Raw genomic sequence first — 17275 nt, forward strand, 5'->3', positions numbered from 1 at the left:
CCGTTAGGTTCATTGGCGGTCGAGGGGTGGGCCGACCGTGCCCGCCGCATCGTAAGCGGGCGCTGCGCGCGGCGGGAACGAGCCTACGCTCAGTGATATACGTCGCTCACCGGGGAGCCGGTTCCTTCGGCTGTGGGCGGCTTTCGCACCATTGCGGTTCGCCGGAGCGCACCCCGGTCAGCCGGGTCTCACAAGCCCAGCGTCAGCGCGACCAGCGCCACGGTCGCGGCCGTCTCCGCGAGGGCGCCGAAGACATCGCCGGTGACCCCGCCGAAGCGCCGTACGCAGTGCCGCAGCAGCAGTTGGGCCGCGACCAGCCCGGCCACGGCCGCCAGTGCGTGCCGCACGGCGCCGTAGGGACCGGACAGCGCGCCCGCCGCCGCGCAGGCCGCCAGCACGAGCAGCGCGGCGACCGCGGCGGACCGTACCGGCACCACCCCCGCCACCGCCGCGCCCAGACCGTCGGGCCGGGCCGGCGGCACCCCCGTACGGCACGCCAGAGTGAGCGCGAGCCGCGCCGTCACCCCGGCGACGACCACCGCCACCGCGCCGCGCACCGCGCTCCCCGCGTACAGACCGGCCACCGCCGCGATCTGCCCCAGCAGCACCAGCACCAGCGTGACCACCCCGAACGGACCGATGTCCGACCGCTTCATGATCCGCAGCGCGTCCTCGGCCGGCCTGCCGCTGCCGAGACCGTCCGCGGTGTCGGCGAGACCGTCGAGATGAAGAGCGCGGGTGAGGACCGCGGGTACGGCCACCGCCGCCACCGCCGCGAGCGGCGCCGGCGCTCCCGCCAGGAGCAGCAGCGCCCCGGCGCCCGCCGCGCCCGCCCCCACGACCAGCCCGGCGGCCGGCGCGCTCAGCATCCCGGCACGGGCGGCGCCGCGGTCCCAGCGTGTCAGCCGGACCGGGAGCACGGTGAGGGTGCCGAAGGCGAACCGTATGCCGTCGGCCACCGGGGCGCGTGCGGCGTCCACGCGTTCGCCGTCCATGGGGGTCATCGCGCGAGAGTAGCCCCCCGACGCTCAGCGGCGCGTCCCCAGCCTTCTGCGGTGCAGCCACCCCGGCAGCCCCGGCGCCTCCAGGAAGCCCTCGGCGCGGCCCGCGGCGATACCGATGCGCAGCAGATCGGCGCTCTTCTCGAAGAGCATGAAGCGTGGCTCCCAGATCGGCCGGTACTTGGCGTTGGCGCGGTACAGCGACTCGATCTGCCACCAGCGCGAGAAGAAGCTGAGCAGCGAGCGCCACAGCCGGAGCACGGGGCCCGCGCCCAGCTTCGCGCCCCGCTCGAAGACCGACCGGAACATCGCGAAATTCAGCGAGACCTGGGTGATCCCGATCTCCCCCGCGCGCCGGAGGAGTTCGATGACCATGAACTCCATCAGCCCGTTCTCGCTGTCCCGGTCACGGCGCATCAGATCGAGCGAGAGCCCCTTGGGCCCCCAGGGCACAAAGCTCAGCACCGCCCTCAGCTCGCCCTTCCCGTCATGGCATTCGAGCATCACGCACCGGCCGTCGCCCGGGTCGCCCAGCCGGCCGAGCGCCATCGAGAAGCCGCGCTCGGTCGCGCCGTCGCGCCAGTCGTCGGCGCGGCGCAGCAGCTCGGCCATCTCGTCGGCGGGGATGTCCTCGTGCCGCCTGACCGTGACCCGGTAGCCGGCCCGCGCGACCCGGTTGTACGCCTGGCGCACGGTCCGCATGGCCCGCCCCTCCAGGGTGAACTCGGCGGTCTCGACGAGCGCCTCGTCGCCCAGTTCCAGCGCGTCCAGACCGTGCCGGGCGTAGATCGTGCCGGCCTCCTCGCTCGCCCCCATCACGGCGGGCAGCCAGCCGTGTTCCCGCGCCTGCGCCAGCCAGGGTTCGATGGCCCCAGGCCATGCCTCCGGATCACCGATCGGATCGCCGGAGGCGAGCGACACCCCGCCCACCACCCGGTAGGTGATGGCGGCCTTGCCGGTCGGCGACCACATCACGCTCTTCTCACGGCGCAGCGCGAAATAGCCGAGCGAGTCACGCTCCCCGTGCCGGTCCAGGAGCACCCGCAGCCTCGCCTCGTCGTCCCCGGTGATCGGGTCGACCGCGCGCCGCGAGCGGAAGGCCGCGTACAGCACGGCGAGCAGCAGCAGCGTGGACAGGACGTTGATGGTGACCTTGACCCAGCCCGGTGTCACGATCCCCGGGAACCGGGAGTCGTCCGCCATCAGCGAGACGAGCCGCGCCGTGCCGTAGCGCCAGCGCTCGGTGAAGGACGAGGAGCCCCCGGCGGTGTTGGTGACGGTGACGAGCAGCGCGGCCAGCAGCGAGGTGACCAGCAGCCCGCCGACCGCCACGGCCGCCGCCAGCCTCGGGTTGGAGCGGTCGCCCTTCGCGTAGAACTCCCGCCGCCCCAGCAGCAGCGCGCAGACGAAGGCGCCGGTCAGCCCCAGCGACACCCAGTTCTGCGGGTACCGCCTGATCTCGGGAAAGACCATCACGAACGAGAACAGCAGCAGGAAGGACCCGGCCAGAACGAGATTGAGAATCCAGGCGGCACGCTTGCGGCGGCGCATGGTGATCGCGAGGAAGAGCGTGAAGACACCGGACGCGAAGCCCGCCGTGAGCAGATACGGGGTGAAGTAGTTGTCGACGTTGTGCCGCCGCAGATCCTGACCGAGCGAGACCCACACGGCGCTCAGGAAGTTGACGAAGGTGACGGCGCGCAGATACCAGACCGCGAACGCCGCGCCGCGCCGCGAACGTTCGGTGGGCCGGCTCGCCCCGGTCGCCCGGCCCAACGGATAGACAGCCATGCGGACTTCTCCCATAAAACACGATCATATGGGGCATCGTGTTTCATGCAGACTGATACGGCCGCCCGTGGTAGCGACCGCACCGATGCCTCACCCGGTGACGTACTCCGAGGAGTCCTCCGCGTCCTTCGCCGCGGTCCGCTCGGGCAACTCCGCCGCGAGAGCGGCCGCCGCCCGGACGAGCGGGAGCGCGAGCAGCGCCCCGGATCCCTCCCCTACGGTGACGCCCTGGTCCAGCAGAGGGTTGAGCGCCATCCTGTCCAGCGCCTTCGCCTGCGCGGGCTCCCCGGTCAACTGGCCCGCGAGCCACCAGTCGGGAGCACGGAACGCCGCCCGCTGGCCGACCAGGGCGCACGCCGCCGAGACCACACCGTCGAGGATCACCGGCATCCGCCGCACCGCGCTCTGGAGCAGGAACCCGGTCGTCGCGGCCATATCCGCGCCGCCCACCGTCGCCAGCAGCTCCAGCTGATCCCCCAGCACCGGCCGCGCCCGGCGCAGCGCGTCCCGCACCGCCGCGCACTTGCGCATCCACGCCAGATCATCGATCCCGGCGCCACCGCGCCCGGTCACCACGGACGCGTCCGTACCGCACAGCGCGGCGATCAGGGTGGCCGCGGATGTCGTGCCGCCGACGCTGAGATCGCCCAGTACGACGAGATCCGTGCCCGAGTCCGCCTCCTCGTCGGCGATCGCCATCCCGAGCCGTACGGCCCGCTCGGCCTCCTCGATCGTCAGCGCGTCCTCGATGTCGATCCGCCCGCTGCCACGCCGCACCCGGTGCCGTACGACCTCGTCGGGCAGCAGCGCCGGATCGCAGTCGAGCCCGGCGTCCACGATCCGCACCGGCACCTCCGCCAGCCGGGCCAGTACGGCGACGGGGCTCTCGCCCTCCAGCACCGCGCGCACCAGCGACTGCGCGCTGCCGGCGGGCCGCCCCGAGACATCGAGCGCGGCGACGCCGTGATCACCCGCGAACAGCACGACACGGGGCTGCCGGACGGCCTTGACCGGTACGGACCCCTGCGCGGCGGAGAGCCACTCACCGAGCTCATCCAGGCGCCCCAGCGCCCCACTCGGCACGGCCAGCCGCTCGCGCCGTTCCTCGGCGTCCCGCCGCGTACCGCTGTCGGGGCGCTCGATCAGATCGGAGAAGTCATCGAGATTAAGCGAGCTCATTTCGCCGAGATTACCGTCCGGCGGTGGTGCGTTCCGGGCCGCGCTCCGTTTTGGCGGGGGCCGGTGGGCCGGGTGCGGGTTGTTGCCGGGGTGCGGTCCGGGCGGTGCGCGTTTTGGCTGGGGCCGGTTTCCTGGTGCGGGTTGTTGCCGGGGTGCGCTCCGGGTTCGCGTCCGGGACTGCATGATTTACGGCGCGTTCCGGCCAGTCGATGGTTCGGGCGTTCGTGCGCCACAAATCACGCTCTACGTCCCGGACGCGATCCCTGCGCGCCCCCCTTCACCGCCCGCACAAGCGGCCCGGCCGTGCGCGGGGCGGTGGCACCGTCCCGCACCCCACCACCGGGCCGATAGCGGCGGAGTCGGGCTGGGTGCCCACCGGGCGGGAGGGGGGCGGGGTCGGAGGAGGTGCGTGTCCGGACGTAAAGCGTCGCAGCTCGTGCGAAGCACGGTGAGGAAAGCAGTCCGGACACGGACCTCCGGAGGCCCCGGCCCCCGGCACCACCCACCGCGCCCCGCGCCCCCACCCCCCGCCGGAGGCGGAACCGCGCCCCGCGCCGGAGGCGCACCGCACACTCGCCGGAGGCGCACCGCATCCCGCGCCGGAGGCGCACCGCGCACCACACCCCCCGCCGGACGGCGAACCGCACCCCGCGCCGGACGGCGCACCCCCGGAGCTCAGCGCAGCGTCACCGCCTGGCCCGCCACCACCAGCAGCACATGCTCACACTCCCCCGCCACCCCCGCGTTCAGCCTCCCCAGCTCATCCCGGAACCGCCTCCCCGACACCGTCGCCGGCACCACCCCCGAGCCCACCTCGTTCGTCACCGCCACCACCGTGCGCCGCGTCGCCCGTACCGCCGCCACCAGCGCCCCCGTCCGCTCCCGCAGCGCCTTCTCGCCCCCTGTCGCCCACGCCGCGTCGTCCCACGCGTTGACCCGGTCCATCGCGTCCGTCAGCCACAGCGACAGGCAGTCGATGAGCAGCGGCGGCCCCTCCGCCGTGAGCAGGGGCACGAGGTCGCAGGTCTCCTCCGTGCGCCAGGAACCCGGTCGGCGCTCACGGTGCGCGCGGACTCTGGCGTCCCACTCCGGGTCGCCTTCGCGACCGCCGCCGGTCGCCACGTACAGCACCCCGGGAAACGCCGCGAGCCGCCGCTCCGCCTCCCAGGACTTGCCCGAGCGCGCCCCGCCGGTCACCAGGGTGCGCCGTGGCACCTGGGGTACGGGGTGGTACGCGCCGACGGTCAGCGTCGTTCCGTCGGGTACGGCCCGCGCGCCCGCCGCCGCCAGCCGCCGGTCCAATTCGGGGCCCGGCGGCACATCGTGGTCGAGATGGACGGCGATGACATCGGTGTCGGGCCCGATCGCCCCGGCCGCCCGCAGCCGCGCCACCGCGTCGGGCCGGCCCACCACGTCGGCGGCGACCATGTCGTAGGGGGCCGTGGCCCGGCTGTTCTCGGGTGGGAGACCCGCGGGCGCGCCGCCGGGCGGCAGATACAGCAGCCGCTCGCCGCCGGACGCCGTCACCTCGTACCCCGTTCCCGGCGCGTCCATCGGCACCGCACGTACCCGGTGTCCGCCGAGCAGCGTCAGTACCCGGCCGTCGGCCACCCGGCCCGCGGCGGGCAGTCCGGCGGGCAGCTCCACCGCGGGACCGTCGTGCGGATGGCTGAGCAGGACCTGCCGTACGCCCGCGAGGGAGTGCCCGGCGCGGGCCGCGGCGAGCGCCGCACCCGGGGTGAGGTCGAGCAGCAGGACGCCGTCCACCAGCAGGGCGGTCGCGGCGCGGGCGCGTTCACCGCGGGCGGTCGCGCAGGCGGCGCAGGTGCAGTGGGGGCGGGGGAGTCCCGAGGGGGCTCCGGTGCCGAGCAGAGTCAGTTCCACGGGGCGATCCTCCCGTGTCACCGCTCACGGTGCGCGCCCGGCTACGCTGCGGGCAGGAAATCGATCAGTTCCGCGGGACCCGGGAGGCGCACATGGCGTGGATGTGGCGGTTCGAGAAGGCCGACGGGACGGAGGTCTCGCCGGCGGTGGAGCCTGAGGAGTTCACGACGCAGGGGGATGCCGAGTCGTGGGTCGGCGAGGCGTGGAAGGAGCTTCTCGCCGGAGGCGCGGAGCAGGTCTCGCTGTTCGAGGACGGTGCCAAGATCTACGGTCCGATGAGCCTGCGGGCCGACGAGAGCTGACCCGTACGGGGTGCCCGCGGAGCGGTCCGCGGGCACCCTGGGGCTTCTCGGCGTGATCGGTCAGGGCAGGATCTCGACGTACCCGTCGGTCCCGTGCACGCGGATCCGCTGGCCGTCCCTGATCAGCCGGGTGGCCCGCGCTACACCCACGACGGCCGGCAGACCGTATTCCCGGGCGATCACCGCGCCATGGGTCATCTGGCCGCCCACCTCCGTCACCAGGCCCGCGATGGAGACGAACAGCGGTGACCAGCTGGGGTCCGTGAAGGTCGTGACCAGGATGTCGCCCGCCGCGAGATCGGCCTCCGCCATGTCCTGGATGACGCGGGCTCTTCCCTCGATGGTCCCGGCGGAGACCGGGACGCCGATCAGGGCGTCGGCCGGCACGTCGTCGCGGCGGTACGACCCGGTGAGGGCCTCACCGTCGGAGGTGAGCACCCGGGGCGGGGTGAGCGCGTGGTACGACCGGAACGCGTCCTTGCGCTCCTGGATGAGCCGGTCGTCCACCTGGCGCGAGCGCACGACATCGTGGAGTTCCTGGAACGTGAGGTAGAAGATGTCCTCCTTCTCGGGAAGCACCTCGGCCCGCACGAGGCGCCCGGCCTCCTCCAGCAGGGCCCGCTTGTAGACGAAATAGCGGCTGATGATGCCGTACTTCGGGTACTCCCGGTACCCGATGAAGGTTCTGACCCGGTCGATCATCCGCTTGGTCTCGTCGGCTTTCCGGTCCCCGTCCGGCAGGGCCCGCAGGCGCGCCAGCACGTCCTGTTCCTTCTTCCGCGCCTTCTGCCGCCCTTGCTCGAAGCGCCGCTCGGCGGCGCCGGGGCCGAAGTTCCTTACGTTGTCGAGGATCACGGGCACGAGCGTGCCGGGGCGTTCGCGCCAGCGTGGCCTCGTGATGTCGATCTCGCCGACGCAGCGCATGCCGTACCGGTCGAGGTAGGACTCGATCGCGTCGCGCGCCTCGGCCCCGCCCGCGCGCTTGGGCAACTCGTCCAGGAACTCCCCGTCCTGGCGGCCTTCGACGCCCTGAAGGAACGCCACCACCTCCGGCCACGGGCGGATCACGTCCGCCACGTCGAGCAGCGCCAGTCCCATCTCCGACGTGACGTTGCCGGGGGCGGACAGCGTGAGGGTGTCAGCCGCGTTCTTCTCGCCCAACCACTCCCACAGCGTGTCGTTGAGCCACCACGTGGCCTCCATGCCCGCCATGATCGCCTGAATGTTCAGCGGATCTCCGAGGACTCGTTTGTGTTCCTCGAAGGCCTCCAGCAGGAAGTCGAACAGCGCCGGTCCTGACTTCGTCCTGATGTCGCGCTCCAGGGCGGCGACGGACGCCCGGCTGCGCTCGATCAGCTCGGTGATGATGGCCGGATCGGTCTCGACAGGCGCGGGCGCACCGCGTCCCGGCGGGCCGCCGGGACCCGTCTCCGGGAGCGACGGGACGAAATCGCCGCGATCGAGGACGGTCTCCAGAGCGTCCCTGATCAGCGGATCGCCCCTCCCCATGACGTCCAGGAGGCCGGCGCGGCTCGCGGGCGCGGCCAGGCGCCGGGTGACATCGACGAAGAGCCTTCCGCCGGCCTCGTGCATCGGCACCATGGCCGTCAGCCGCCACATGGAGAGCCCCAGAGGCTTCACGGGGTCGGTCATCATCTGCCCATGACCCACGGAGACATAGACGTGATTCTCCTGGTCGCCGCTCTCGGGGACCGGAAACAGCGTCGTGACCGGCCGGCTCTGCACGATCTGGAAGCCGTCGTCGGCCAGGCACCATTCGATGTCCTGAGGGCGGCCGAAGTGCGCTTCGATCCGCCGCCCGAGCGCCACGAGCTCCACGACCCGCGCATCCGTCAGCGCCGGCCGCTTCTGCCGCTGTGAGTCGACCGCCACTTCCCGCGTGCCGCCGGTCGGCAGGGCGTGCACGGCGCGCCGCTTGGCGGCGATCGTCCTGGCGACGACCTCGCCGTGTCGCACCGCGAAGACGTCCGGGTTCACCAGACCGGAGACCAGGGCCTCGCCGAGGCCGAGACCGGCGTCCACGGTGGCGGTCTTCCGGTCGCCCGTGACGGGGTCGGCCGTGAACAGGACGCCGGCCGCGTGCGGGAAGACCATCCGCTGGACGACCACGGCCATGTGGACCGTACGGTGATCGATGCCGTTGCGCTGACGGTAGGTCACGGCCCGCTCGGTGAACAGCGAGGCCCAGCAGCGGCTGATGTGCCGGAGGATCGCGCTCGGCCCCATGACGTTCAGATAGGTGTCCTGCTGCCCGGCGAAGGAGGCCGTCGGCAGGTCCTCCGCCGTCGCGCTGGACCGGACCGCGTAGGCGGCCTGTTCGCCGAGCCGGGCGAGCGCGCGGGTGATCGCCGCCAGGAGTTCGCCCGGGATGGCGATCTCCTCGATGGTCCGGCGGATCCGTGCGCTGAGCGCCCGGGTCGCCTCCCGGTCGTCCGGGTTCAGGCGCGCCAGCTGATCGAGTCGAGCGTCGATCGACGGCGCCTGTGCCATGATCCGCCGGAAGGCGTCCGTCGTCACGCAGAAGCCCCCTGGCACACGGATGCCTTCGATCCGCGACAGCCCGCCCAGGTGCGCGCCCTTGCCGCCGACGAGCGCGACCCCCGTCTCGTCGACCTCGTGAAGATCGCACACGTACCGCTCGGTCATCGCGACACCTCCGGGGCGGCCATGTCCCGTCGCATCGCACCGGCCGGTCGCATCACCAGCGCCTCCCGCTCTGTCGAACCTCTTGTCAGGCACGTCCTCGCCCCTGGCTGCCGCACGTCGTGCTCCCGTTTCCGCAGGTTGTGACATCGGCCGACGATTCTGCGCCGTGACCGGGGTCTTGCCGCAAGCCCCCCGGTGCGCTATAGGTTGAGAGTGGCGGGGAGAGTTCTCCTCGCCTCTTCCTTTTGCCGTCCGAGGCAGCGGACACGCTGCTCGCGAAGCGAGGGCGGGTCATCACGCGGACAGGGCCCGCCGGTCGTGTCCGGCGGGCCCCGTCGTGTGTGCCGGGTCGGTGTGATCGGGCGTCACCGCACCCCGGGCCGCTACATCTCGCCGAGCGTGACCTCCGCCGTCCTCGTCGCGCCGTTCCGCGTGTACGTCACCTTGATCTTCTGTCCCGGCTTGTGCGAGGCGAGTTCCTCGGACAGCGCGAGGATCGTGGTCACCGGGGTGCCGTCGATCTTGGTGATGATGTCCCCGGGCTTGATGCCCGCCTTGGCCGCGGCGCCGCTCCTCGGGGCCGTGACGACCGCGACGCCGATCGGCTGGAAGTCGGGGCCGAGTACGGTACGCCCGCTGATGCCCAGGGCCGCCCGGCCCGAGTCGATGACCCGGCCGTTCTTGATGATCTGGTCGGCGATCGTCTTCACCAGCGATGCCGGGATCGCGAAGCCGATCCCGGGCGCGGCGCTGTTGCCCAGTTGCTGGTCGACCGCGGCCAGCGTCGGGATGCCGATCACCTCGCTGTTCAGATTGACCAGCGCGCCCCCGCTGTTGCCCGGGTTGATCGCGGCCGACGTCTGCACCATGTTGGCGATGGTGGCGCCCGTACCGCCGCCCGACGAAGGCTCGCTGACGGTCCGTCCGACCGCCGAGACGATGCCCTGGGTGACGCTGCCCTGGAGCCCCAGCGGTGACCCCATGGCCAGCACGATCTGACCGACCGCGACCGCCGAGGTCTCGCCGAACTTGGCGGGCTTCAGCCCGGCCGGGACCTTGTCGAGCTTGATGACGGCCAGATCCTGCTGGGGGAAGCTGGAGACGAGCTTGGCCCCGAGGGGCTGCTCGTTGTTGGCCAGGGTGACCGAGAAGGTCCGCTGTTGGTCGACGACATGGGCGTTGGTGACGATGTGGCCCTGTCCGTCGTAGGCGACGCCCGATCCGAGGCTGCCCCCCGACTGGATCTGGACGACCGAGGGCAGCGCGTTCTTGATCGCCGTCTCGTAGGCGGTCTGCAGATCGTTGCCGGCGCGCCGCATGGCCGCCGCCTGGGTCGTGGTGTCGGGGTTCGACCTGTGGGAGCCCGGGGTGCCGGGGCCGGCGCAGCCGCCGGCCACCGCCGCTACGCAGATCGCGGCGGTCAGAGGCAGCAGCGGCCGGCGGGCGCGACGGCGGCGAAGGGAAACATCCATGCCCGGAGTATCCCGTTTGTCCTATCGGTGGTGCCTGCGGGGCACCGCCGATCAGGGGGCGCCGACCCGACCGGCCCGGATCCGCTCCGACCAACCCCGACCGACCCCGACCGACCCCGACCTGCCTCAACCTGCCTCGACCGGCGCGGACACCGTCGCGCTCCTCAGCGTGCCGCCGCCAGGAACTGGGTGGCCGCCAGCTCCCCGTACAGCGGATCGTTCGCCACCAGCTCGTCGTGCGTGCCCACCGCCCGCACCTTGCCCGCGTCCATCACCACGATGCGGTCCGCGAGCGTCACCGTCGACAGCCGGTGCGCCACCACCAGCACCGTCACCTCCCTCGCCGCCTCCGCCACCGCGTCCCGCAGCGCCATCTCGTTGACCGCGTCCAGCTGGGACGTCGCCTCGTCCAGGAGCAGCAGCCGGGGCCCGCGCAGCAGCGCCCGCGCGATCGCCACACGCTGGCGCTCACCCCCGGACAGCTTGGAGCCACGATGCCCGACCAGCGTCTCCAGACCGTCCGGCAGCCGCTCGACAAGCCCGTCCAGCCTGGCTCGTACGAGGACTTCCCGGATCCGCTCGTCGGTGGCGTCGGGGGCGGCGAAGACCAGATTCTCGCGCAGCGTCCCGGCCAGCACCGGCGCGTCCTGCTCGACATAGCCGATCGTGGCGCGCAGTTCGGGGAGCGACCAGTCATGTACGTCCCTGCCGTCGACCAGGACCCGGCCGCCGGTGGCCTCGTAGAACCGTTCGATCAGTCCGAAGACGGTCGTCTTGCCCGCGCCCGAGGGGCCGACGAAGGCCGTCATCCCGGGGCCGGGGATCTCGAAGGAGACACCGTGATGGACGTACGGAAGCTCTTCGCGGTACCGGAAGGTGACGTTCTCGAAGGCCACGGTGGCCGGGCCGCCGCCGTGCGACCCGGCCGCGCCCGTCCCTCCGGCGGCCGGCTCCAGGACCTCCGTCTCCAGCCGCTCCGCCTCCGCGATCCTGGCGACGGCCGCCGATCCCACCTGGTACTGCGTCACCGCCTGCACCAGCTTCGAGACGGGATCCATCAGATAGAACAGGAACAGCAGAAACGCGATCAGCGTCGAGATGGAGATGGCCCCCGAGGCCACCCGAGCCCCGCCGATCCCCAGCACCGCGAGGAACGACACCTGTACGGCGAGCCCGACCGAGGACCCGGCCAGCGACTGCCACTTCGCGGCCCGTACGCCGTGCCGCCACGCGTCCTTGGCCGCCGCCTCCACCACGGCGGCCTCGCGCTCCTCCGCGCCCGACGCCTTGACCGTACGGAACGCGCCGAAGGCCCGCTCCAACACGGTGGATATATGGCCGACGGCCTCCTGCGACCGCCGTGTCGCCCGCGAGATCCTGGGCATGACCAGCGCCACGGCGGCGCCGATCACCACGATCACCCCCAGCGTCACACCGAGCAGCACCACGTCCATCACGCCCATCAGCACGACGGTCGCCACGAACGCGAGCCCGCCGGTGCCCGCCGAGACGATCGACTGGGTCGTCACCGCGCGCAGCAGTGTGGTGTCCGACGTGACCCGGGACATCAGATCGCCCGGCTGGGTCCGCTCCACCTCGGGCAGCCGCAGCCGCAGCAGCCGTCCGATCAGGGTGCGTCGGGCGGCGAGGACGACCGACTCGGCGGTCCGCTCCAGGAGATACGAGGCGAGCGCCTCGATCGCTGTACCGAACACCACCAGCCCCGTCAGCACCAGCAGAATGCCGGTGATGGAGCCGTCCTCACCCAGCCGTTCGACCAGGGTCTTGGCGGCGAGCGGCTGGGCCAGTCCGGCCGCCGCGCCGATCAGCGCCAGGAAGGCGCCGAGGGCAACGATGCGGCGGTGCGGCCGGAAGTGCCGGTACAGGGCCCGCCAGGTCTCCCCGGCGGAGAGCCGGGCCGTCTCGGGTGCGCCGGCTCCGCCGCCGCTCTCTTTGCTGCTCACGACCGTGAGGACGCGTCCGGGGGCCGCTCACCTGACTGACTCCCCGGCCGGGTCGTGTCCCGGGTCTCAGCCACGCACGCCGCACAGATGCAGCAGCGCGGCGACCCTCCGGTACGGATCGGTGCGCCCCGCCCGGTCCTCCAGGGCCAGCAGCCGTTCCAGCTCCTCCCCGGCGGGCGCTTCCGCGTCCCCGGCCGCGCCGTCCGTGAAGACGCGTACGCCGTACCAGGCGTGCAGCGGCGCGGCGATCCCCGCCAGGGTGGCGGTGAGCGCCTCCAGCCGGTCCGCGTGTACCCGCAGCCCCAGCCGGTTGACATAGGTGTCCGTGTCGAAGGAGTCCAGCGCCGCCGCCCAGTCCCCGGCCAGACCGGGCCGCAGGGCCAGGGTGTCCCCATTGCGTACGAGCAGCGACAGCAGACCGCCCGGTGCCACCATTCTGGCCAGCCCCGCGAGCAGCGCGTCCCGCTCGTCGGCATACATCAGCACTCCGTGGCAGAGGACCACGTCGAAGCTGCCGGGCAGGAAGTGCACCCCGGTCTCCAGGCCCTCGCCCTCGATCAGCCTGACCCGCTCACGTATGCCCGCGGGCTCGTCGGCGAGCGTCGCGCGGGCCTCGGTGAGCAGCGCGGCGTCCGACTCAAGGCCGGTGACCGTGTGTCCGGCGCGCGCCAGCCGCAGGGCCTGGGTGCCCTGGCCCATGCCCACGTCCAGGACGCGCAGCCGCCGCCCCACCGGGAAACGGCCGGCTATCTGCTCGTCGAGCTGGCGCGCGACGAGTTCCCGCCGGACGACATGGCGCAGCGCGCCACCGGTGACCGGTCTGTGGGCCGGGCCTTCCGAGTGGCTGGGGACTTCCGTGCTCAGGGTCGCTCTCCGCGCTTGACCTGCGGCTTCGGCAGCCGCAGTCGGCGCATCTGGAGCGTACGCATCAGGCCGTAGGCCACCGCGCCGCGCTTGGGGGTGTCCGGGAAGCGCTCGGCGAGCTGCTTCTTCAGCCGGAACGAGAGTCCGATCGAGTCGATGACGATCAGCACGATCACACCGAGCCACAGCAGCAGCGCGATGTTCTGGAGGGCACCGACCCTGATCATGCTCAGCACGAGGATGACCACCGCGAGCGGCAGGAAGAACTCGGCCATGCAGAAGCGTGAGTCGACGAAGTCGCGGACGAAGCGGCGTACCGGCCCCTTGTCACGGGCTGGCAGATAGCGCTCGTCACCACTCGCCAGCGCCTCGCGCTGCTTCGCCAGATCCGCGCGGCGTGCCTCGCGCTGGCGCTTCATGGCCGTCTTGCGGTCGGTCGGCGTCGTGGAGGCGCGACGCCGCTGCGTCTGCGCCTCACTGCGCTTGGGAGTCGGGCGGCCCTTGGGGGCCTGCGGGTCGCGGGGCTGCGTGGAGAGGCCCGGTGTCACCTGGGTGGCGGGGGCCTTCTCTTCCTTGGAACGGCTTCGGAACACAAAACCCAAGGGTACGGGGTGCGGTGGTTGGACCCCACCCCTGCGGGGAACGATCCCGCAACAGCGAGCGTCCGTATAGGGACAGAGGGGGACTTTGTCTCCCCTGTCCCTGACCGCCGTCTACTCCTTGCGCCTGACCGGGCGGCGGAGCAGTCGTCCTTGGGGAGGAGCGCATCCGTGCTGGAACAGTGCGGTAATAGAGGCAGGGCCCGTACTGTGGGTTCTGTTGGAGTGCTGGAGCTGTAGTCCGTCAGAAGGGGGCGCGCGAAGCCCATGAGCGGTGTCATGAAGCGTATGGGGATGATCTTCCGCGCGAAAGCCAACAAGGCCCTTGACCGGGCCGAGGATCCGCGCGAGACCCTTGACTACTCGTACCAGAAGCAGCTTGAGCTGCTACAGAAGGTACGTCGCGGGGTCGCCGATGTGGCGACGTCCCGCAAGCGGCTGGAGTTGCAGCTGAACCAGTTGCAGGGCCAGTCGTCGAAGCTGGAGGACCAGGGCCGCAAGGCGCTGGCGCTCGGCAGGGAGGACCTGGCGCGCGAGGCGCTCTCCCGCCGTGCCTCGCTCCAGCAGCAGGTCAGCGACCTGGAGACGCAGCACCAGACGCTGCAGGGCGAGGAGGAGAAGCTCACACTCGCCGCGCAGCGCCTCCAGGCCAAGGTCGATGCCTTCCGTACGAAGAAGGAGACCATCAAGGCCACCTACACCGCGGCACAGGCGCAGACCCGGATCGGGGAAGCCTTCTCGGGCATCTCCGAGGAGATGGGCGACGTCGGTCTGGCGATCCAGCGCGCGGAGGACAAGACCGCGCAGTTGCAGGCGCGCGCCGGTGCGATCGACGAGCTGCTGGCCTCCGGCGCCCTGGACGACCCGACCGGGATGGCGAAGGACGACATCGCCGCCGAGCTGGACCGGATCTCCGGCGGCACGGACGTCGAGCTTGAGCTCCAGCGCATGAAGGCGGAGCTCGCGGGCGGCTCGGCCCCGAAGCAGGCGATCGAGGGCGGCACCCAGGACGCCCCGCCGACCACGAACAAATTCGACAAGCAGTAGGGATTCGTCATGATCGTACGGATCATGGGGGAGGGCCAGGTGAAGCTGGCGGACAGCCACTTCACCGAACTCGACAAGCTGGACGACGAGCTGCTGGCCGAGATCAGGAACGGTGACACGGACGGCTTCCGCCGTACGTTCCACGCCCTCCTGGACAAGGTGCGCGAGCTCGGCGAGCCACTGCCCGACGACTCCCTGGAGCCGTCCGAACTGATCCTGCCCGCTCCTGGCGCGACCCTGGAAGAGGTCCGCGAGATGCTGAACGACGACGGCCTGATCCCTTCGGCCTGACGGCGTCTCCCGCACTCCAGCACTCCCCGCGTGCCCCGCGCCCCCGGCTCCGTCCGGTGGCGCGGGGCACGTGTGTGTACGTCCCGCGTCCGGGGGTACGGCGCCCACGCGCGTGGGCGCCGCCCTCCGTACCCCGTACCGTTGCTCCGTGACCCCTTCCGGATGCCCGACGTGACCCCGCTCGGAACCGCGCTCGCCCGTGCGCGGAGCTGGGTGCGCGCGCATCCGCTCGCGTCCGACGGGGCGCTGGCCGCGGCCGTCCTCACCTGCATGGTGCTCGGATCGTTCGCCGAGCCCCATACCGGTCCCGGCGCTCCCACCTTCGGTACCCGCACCCCGACCGCGCTCGGCGTGCTGCTCATGGTGCTCGCCGCGGCGGCGCTCGCCTTCCGCCGCCGCGCCCCCATGCCCGTACTGCTGTGCACCGGCGGCCTGACCCTCGTCGATCTCTTCACCGGCCATCCGCCCGTGACCGTGGTGTTCAGCGCCGTCATCGCGCTCTACACCGTCGGCGCCCACACCGACCGGCCCACCACCTGGCGGGTCGGCCTCGCGACCATGGCCGTGCTCACCGCCGCCGCGATGCTGCGCAGTCCGGACCCCTGGTACTCCCAGCAGAATCTGTCGATATTCGCCTGGACCGGCATGGCGAGCGCCGCGGGCGACGCCGTACGCAGCCGCCGCGGCTTCATCGACGCCATCCGCGAACGCGCGGAACGCGCCGAACGCACCCGGGAGGAGGAGGCGCGCCGCCGGGTCGCGGAGGAGCGGCTGCGCATCGCCCGCGATCTGCACGATGTGGTCGCCCACCACATCGCCCTGGTCAATGTGCAGGCCGGCGTCGCCTCGCACGTCATGGACAAGCGCCCCGACCAGGCCAAGGAAGCCCTGGCCCATGTACGGGAGGCCAGCCGCTCCGCGCTCAACGAACTGCGCGCCACCGTCGGGCTGCTGCGTCAGTCCGGCGATCCGACGGCCCCCACCGAACCGGCCCCCGGCCTCTCCCACATCGACGGGCTCCTCGACACCTTCCGTAACGCGGGCCTGCCCGTGGAGTTCGCGGTGAACGGGGCGGGCGGCTCCGCGAGCGGGCTCCCCGCCGCCGTCGACCTCGCCGCGTACCGGATCATCCAGGAGGCCCTGACCAACGTACGCAAGCACGCGGGGCAGCTGGCGAAGGCCGAGGTCAGCGTCGTACGCGTGGGCGCCACCGTCGAGATCACCGTGCTCGACGACGGCCGGGGCACGGGCGAGCCCGCGGAGGGTGGCGGCCATGGACTCATCGGCATGCGCGAGCGCGTCACCGCCCTCGGCGGCACCCTCAGCGCGGGGCCCCGCTACGGCGGCGGGTTCCGTACCCAGGCGATACTGCCGGTCATGAACCGCACGGGGGAGAACGCATGACGATCCGGGTCCTGCTCGCCGACGACCAGACGCTGTTGCGCAGCGCGTTCCGGGTACTGGTGGACTCCGAGCCGGACATGGAGGTCGTCGGGGAGGCCGCCGACGGCGCGCAGGCCGTGGCCCTCACCCGCTCCAGCCGGCCCGATGTCGTGCTGATGGACATCAGGATGCCCGGCACGGACGGCCTCGCCGCCACCCGCATGATCAGCGCGGACCAGGACCTCGCCGGGGTGCATGTCGTCATGCTGACCACCTTCGAGGTCGACGAGTACGTGGTGCAGTCGTTGCGCGCCGGAGCCTCCGGCTTCCTCGGCAAGGGCGCGGAGCCGGAGGAACTGCTCAACGCCATCCGGATCGCGGCGGCCGGTGAGGCGCTGCTCTCGCCCGTCGCGACGAAGGGCCTGATCGCCACCTTCCTCGCGCAGGGCGCGGGTTCCGGCGAGGGCCCCGACCCGGCGGTCGGCTCGGAGCGGCTGGACGCGCTGACGGGGCGCGAGCGCGAGGTGCTGGTCCTGGTCGCGGGCGGCCACTCGAATGACGAGATCGCGGAGCGCCTCCGGGTCAGTCCGCTGACGGTCAAGACCCATGTGAACCGCGCGATGGCCAAACTCAGGGCTCGCGACAGGGCTCAATTGGTGGTAATCGCCTACGAATCGGGCCTGGTACGTCCAAGGGTGGAGTAGCACACCTCTCGCGCGTACTCCAGACGCGGTATACGCCGGATAAGGAAACTCGACCTGCGGTCTACGCGCGGACCCCCGTCGATGGCCGATCGTATAGAGGGGCCGTCGTGCCCATCCGCTGGAGGCG

Annotated in this window: 14 protein-coding genes; 5 read left to right on the forward strand and 9 right to left on the reverse strand. The window is 72.0% G+C overall.

What is annotated here, in order from left to right:
• Window positions 1–188: 188 nt before the first annotated feature.
• The 4 genes from ABTZ59_RS24095 to ABTZ59_RS24110 form a co-directional block, all read right to left on the reverse strand.
• Window positions 189–1004: an adenosylcobinamide-GDP ribazoletransferase gene (locus ABTZ59_RS24095; RefSeq protein WP_351414000.1), complete on the reverse strand. Its 816-nt coding sequence runs from the start codon at window positions 1002–1004 to the stop codon at window positions 189–191.
• A gap of 24 nt (window positions 1005–1028) precedes the next feature.
• Window positions 1029–2807 (reverse strand): phosphatidylglycerol lysyltransferase domain-containing protein, encoded by a 1779-nt coding sequence (locus tag ABTZ59_RS24100; RefSeq protein ID WP_503003515.1) that lies wholly within the window; start codon window positions 2805–2807, stop codon window positions 1029–1031.
• Between the two features lie 75 nt (window positions 2808–2882).
• Window positions 2883–3971: a nicotinate-nucleotide--dimethylbenzimidazole phosphoribosyltransferase gene (gene cobT / locus ABTZ59_RS24105; protein ID WP_351414022.1), complete on the reverse strand. Its 1089-nt coding sequence runs from the start codon at window positions 3969–3971 to the stop codon at window positions 2883–2885.
• Window positions 3972–4646: 675 nt separating this feature from the next.
• Window positions 4647–5855 (reverse strand): bifunctional adenosylcobinamide kinase/adenosylcobinamide-phosphate guanylyltransferase, encoded by a 1209-nt coding sequence (locus tag ABTZ59_RS24110; protein ID WP_351414028.1) that lies wholly within the window; start codon window positions 5853–5855, stop codon window positions 4647–4649.
• Between the two features lie 92 nt (window positions 5856–5947).
• Between ABTZ59_RS24110 and ABTZ59_RS24115 the strand changes: the two genes are divergently transcribed.
• Window positions 5948–6157, forward strand: a complete 210-nt coding sequence (locus tag ABTZ59_RS24115; protein WP_351414033.1) for a hypothetical protein — start codon at window positions 5948–5950, stop codon at window positions 6155–6157.
• A 60-nt stretch (window positions 6158–6217) separates the two neighbouring features.
• On the opposite strand, the gene rph is transcribed toward ABTZ59_RS24115, so the two are convergent.
• The 5 genes from rph to ABTZ59_RS24140 all read right to left on the reverse strand — a co-directional run bounded on the left by rph (window position 6218) and on the right by ABTZ59_RS24140 (window position 13717).
• Window positions 6218–8824, reverse strand: coding sequence for a rifamycin-inactivating phosphotransferase (gene rph, locus ABTZ59_RS24120; RefSeq protein ID WP_351414040.1), 2607 nt, complete (start codon window positions 8822–8824; stop codon window positions 6218–6220).
• A 383-nt stretch (window positions 8825–9207) separates the two neighbouring features.
• A complete protein-coding gene (locus ABTZ59_RS24125; RefSeq protein ID WP_351414045.1) occupies window positions 9208–10296 on the reverse strand; it encodes a S1C family serine protease in 1089 nt (362 codons plus the stop codon).
• A gap of 164 nt (window positions 10297–10460) precedes the next feature.
• Window positions 10461–12260 (reverse strand): ABC transporter ATP-binding protein, encoded by a 1800-nt coding sequence (locus ABTZ59_RS24130; RefSeq protein WP_351414051.1) that lies wholly within the window; start codon window positions 12258–12260, stop codon window positions 10461–10463.
• 66 nt (window positions 12261–12326) lie between these two features.
• Window positions 12327–13061, reverse strand: a complete 735-nt coding sequence (locus ABTZ59_RS24135) for a class I SAM-dependent methyltransferase (RefSeq protein ID WP_351414447.1) — start codon at window positions 13059–13061, stop codon at window positions 12327–12329.
• Window positions 13062–13120: 59 nt separating this feature from the next.
• Window positions 13121–13717 carry a DUF3043 domain-containing protein gene (locus ABTZ59_RS24140; RefSeq protein ID WP_351414054.1) on the reverse strand — a complete coding sequence of 199 codons (597 nt, stop codon included), beginning with the start codon at window positions 13715–13717 and terminating at the stop codon, window positions 13121–13123.
• A 285-nt stretch (window positions 13718–14002) separates the two neighbouring features.
• On the opposite strand from ABTZ59_RS24140, the gene ABTZ59_RS24145 reads away from it, so the two are divergent.
• The 4 genes from ABTZ59_RS24145 to ABTZ59_RS24160 all read left to right on the forward strand — a co-directional run bounded on the left by ABTZ59_RS24145 (window position 14003) and on the right by ABTZ59_RS24160 (window position 17148).
• Window positions 14003–14770 (forward strand): PspA/IM30 family protein, encoded by a 768-nt coding sequence (locus ABTZ59_RS24145; protein WP_351414059.1) that lies wholly within the window; start codon window positions 14003–14005, stop codon window positions 14768–14770.
• Window positions 14771–14779: 9 nt separating this feature from the next.
• A complete protein-coding gene (gene pspAA / locus ABTZ59_RS24150) occupies window positions 14780–15061 on the forward strand; it encodes a PspA-associated protein PspAA (RefSeq protein ID WP_249950863.1) in 282 nt (93 codons plus the stop codon).
• 162 nt (window positions 15062–15223) lie between these two features.
• Window positions 15224–16465, forward strand: coding sequence for a sensor histidine kinase (locus tag ABTZ59_RS24155; protein WP_351414077.1), 1242 nt, complete (start codon window positions 15224–15226; stop codon window positions 16463–16465).
• A complete protein-coding gene (locus ABTZ59_RS24160) occupies window positions 16462–17148 on the forward strand; it encodes a response regulator (RefSeq protein ID WP_351414088.1) in 687 nt (228 codons plus the stop codon). Before ABTZ59_RS24155 ends, ABTZ59_RS24160 begins: the two co-directional genes overlap by 4 nt.
• Window positions 17149–17275 lie beyond the last annotated feature (127 nt).

It is taken from the genome of Streptomyces sp. NPDC094034 (assembly GCF_040303865.1).
Taxonomy (GTDB): domain Bacteria; phylum Actinomycetota; class Actinomycetes; order Streptomycetales; family Streptomycetaceae; genus Streptomyces.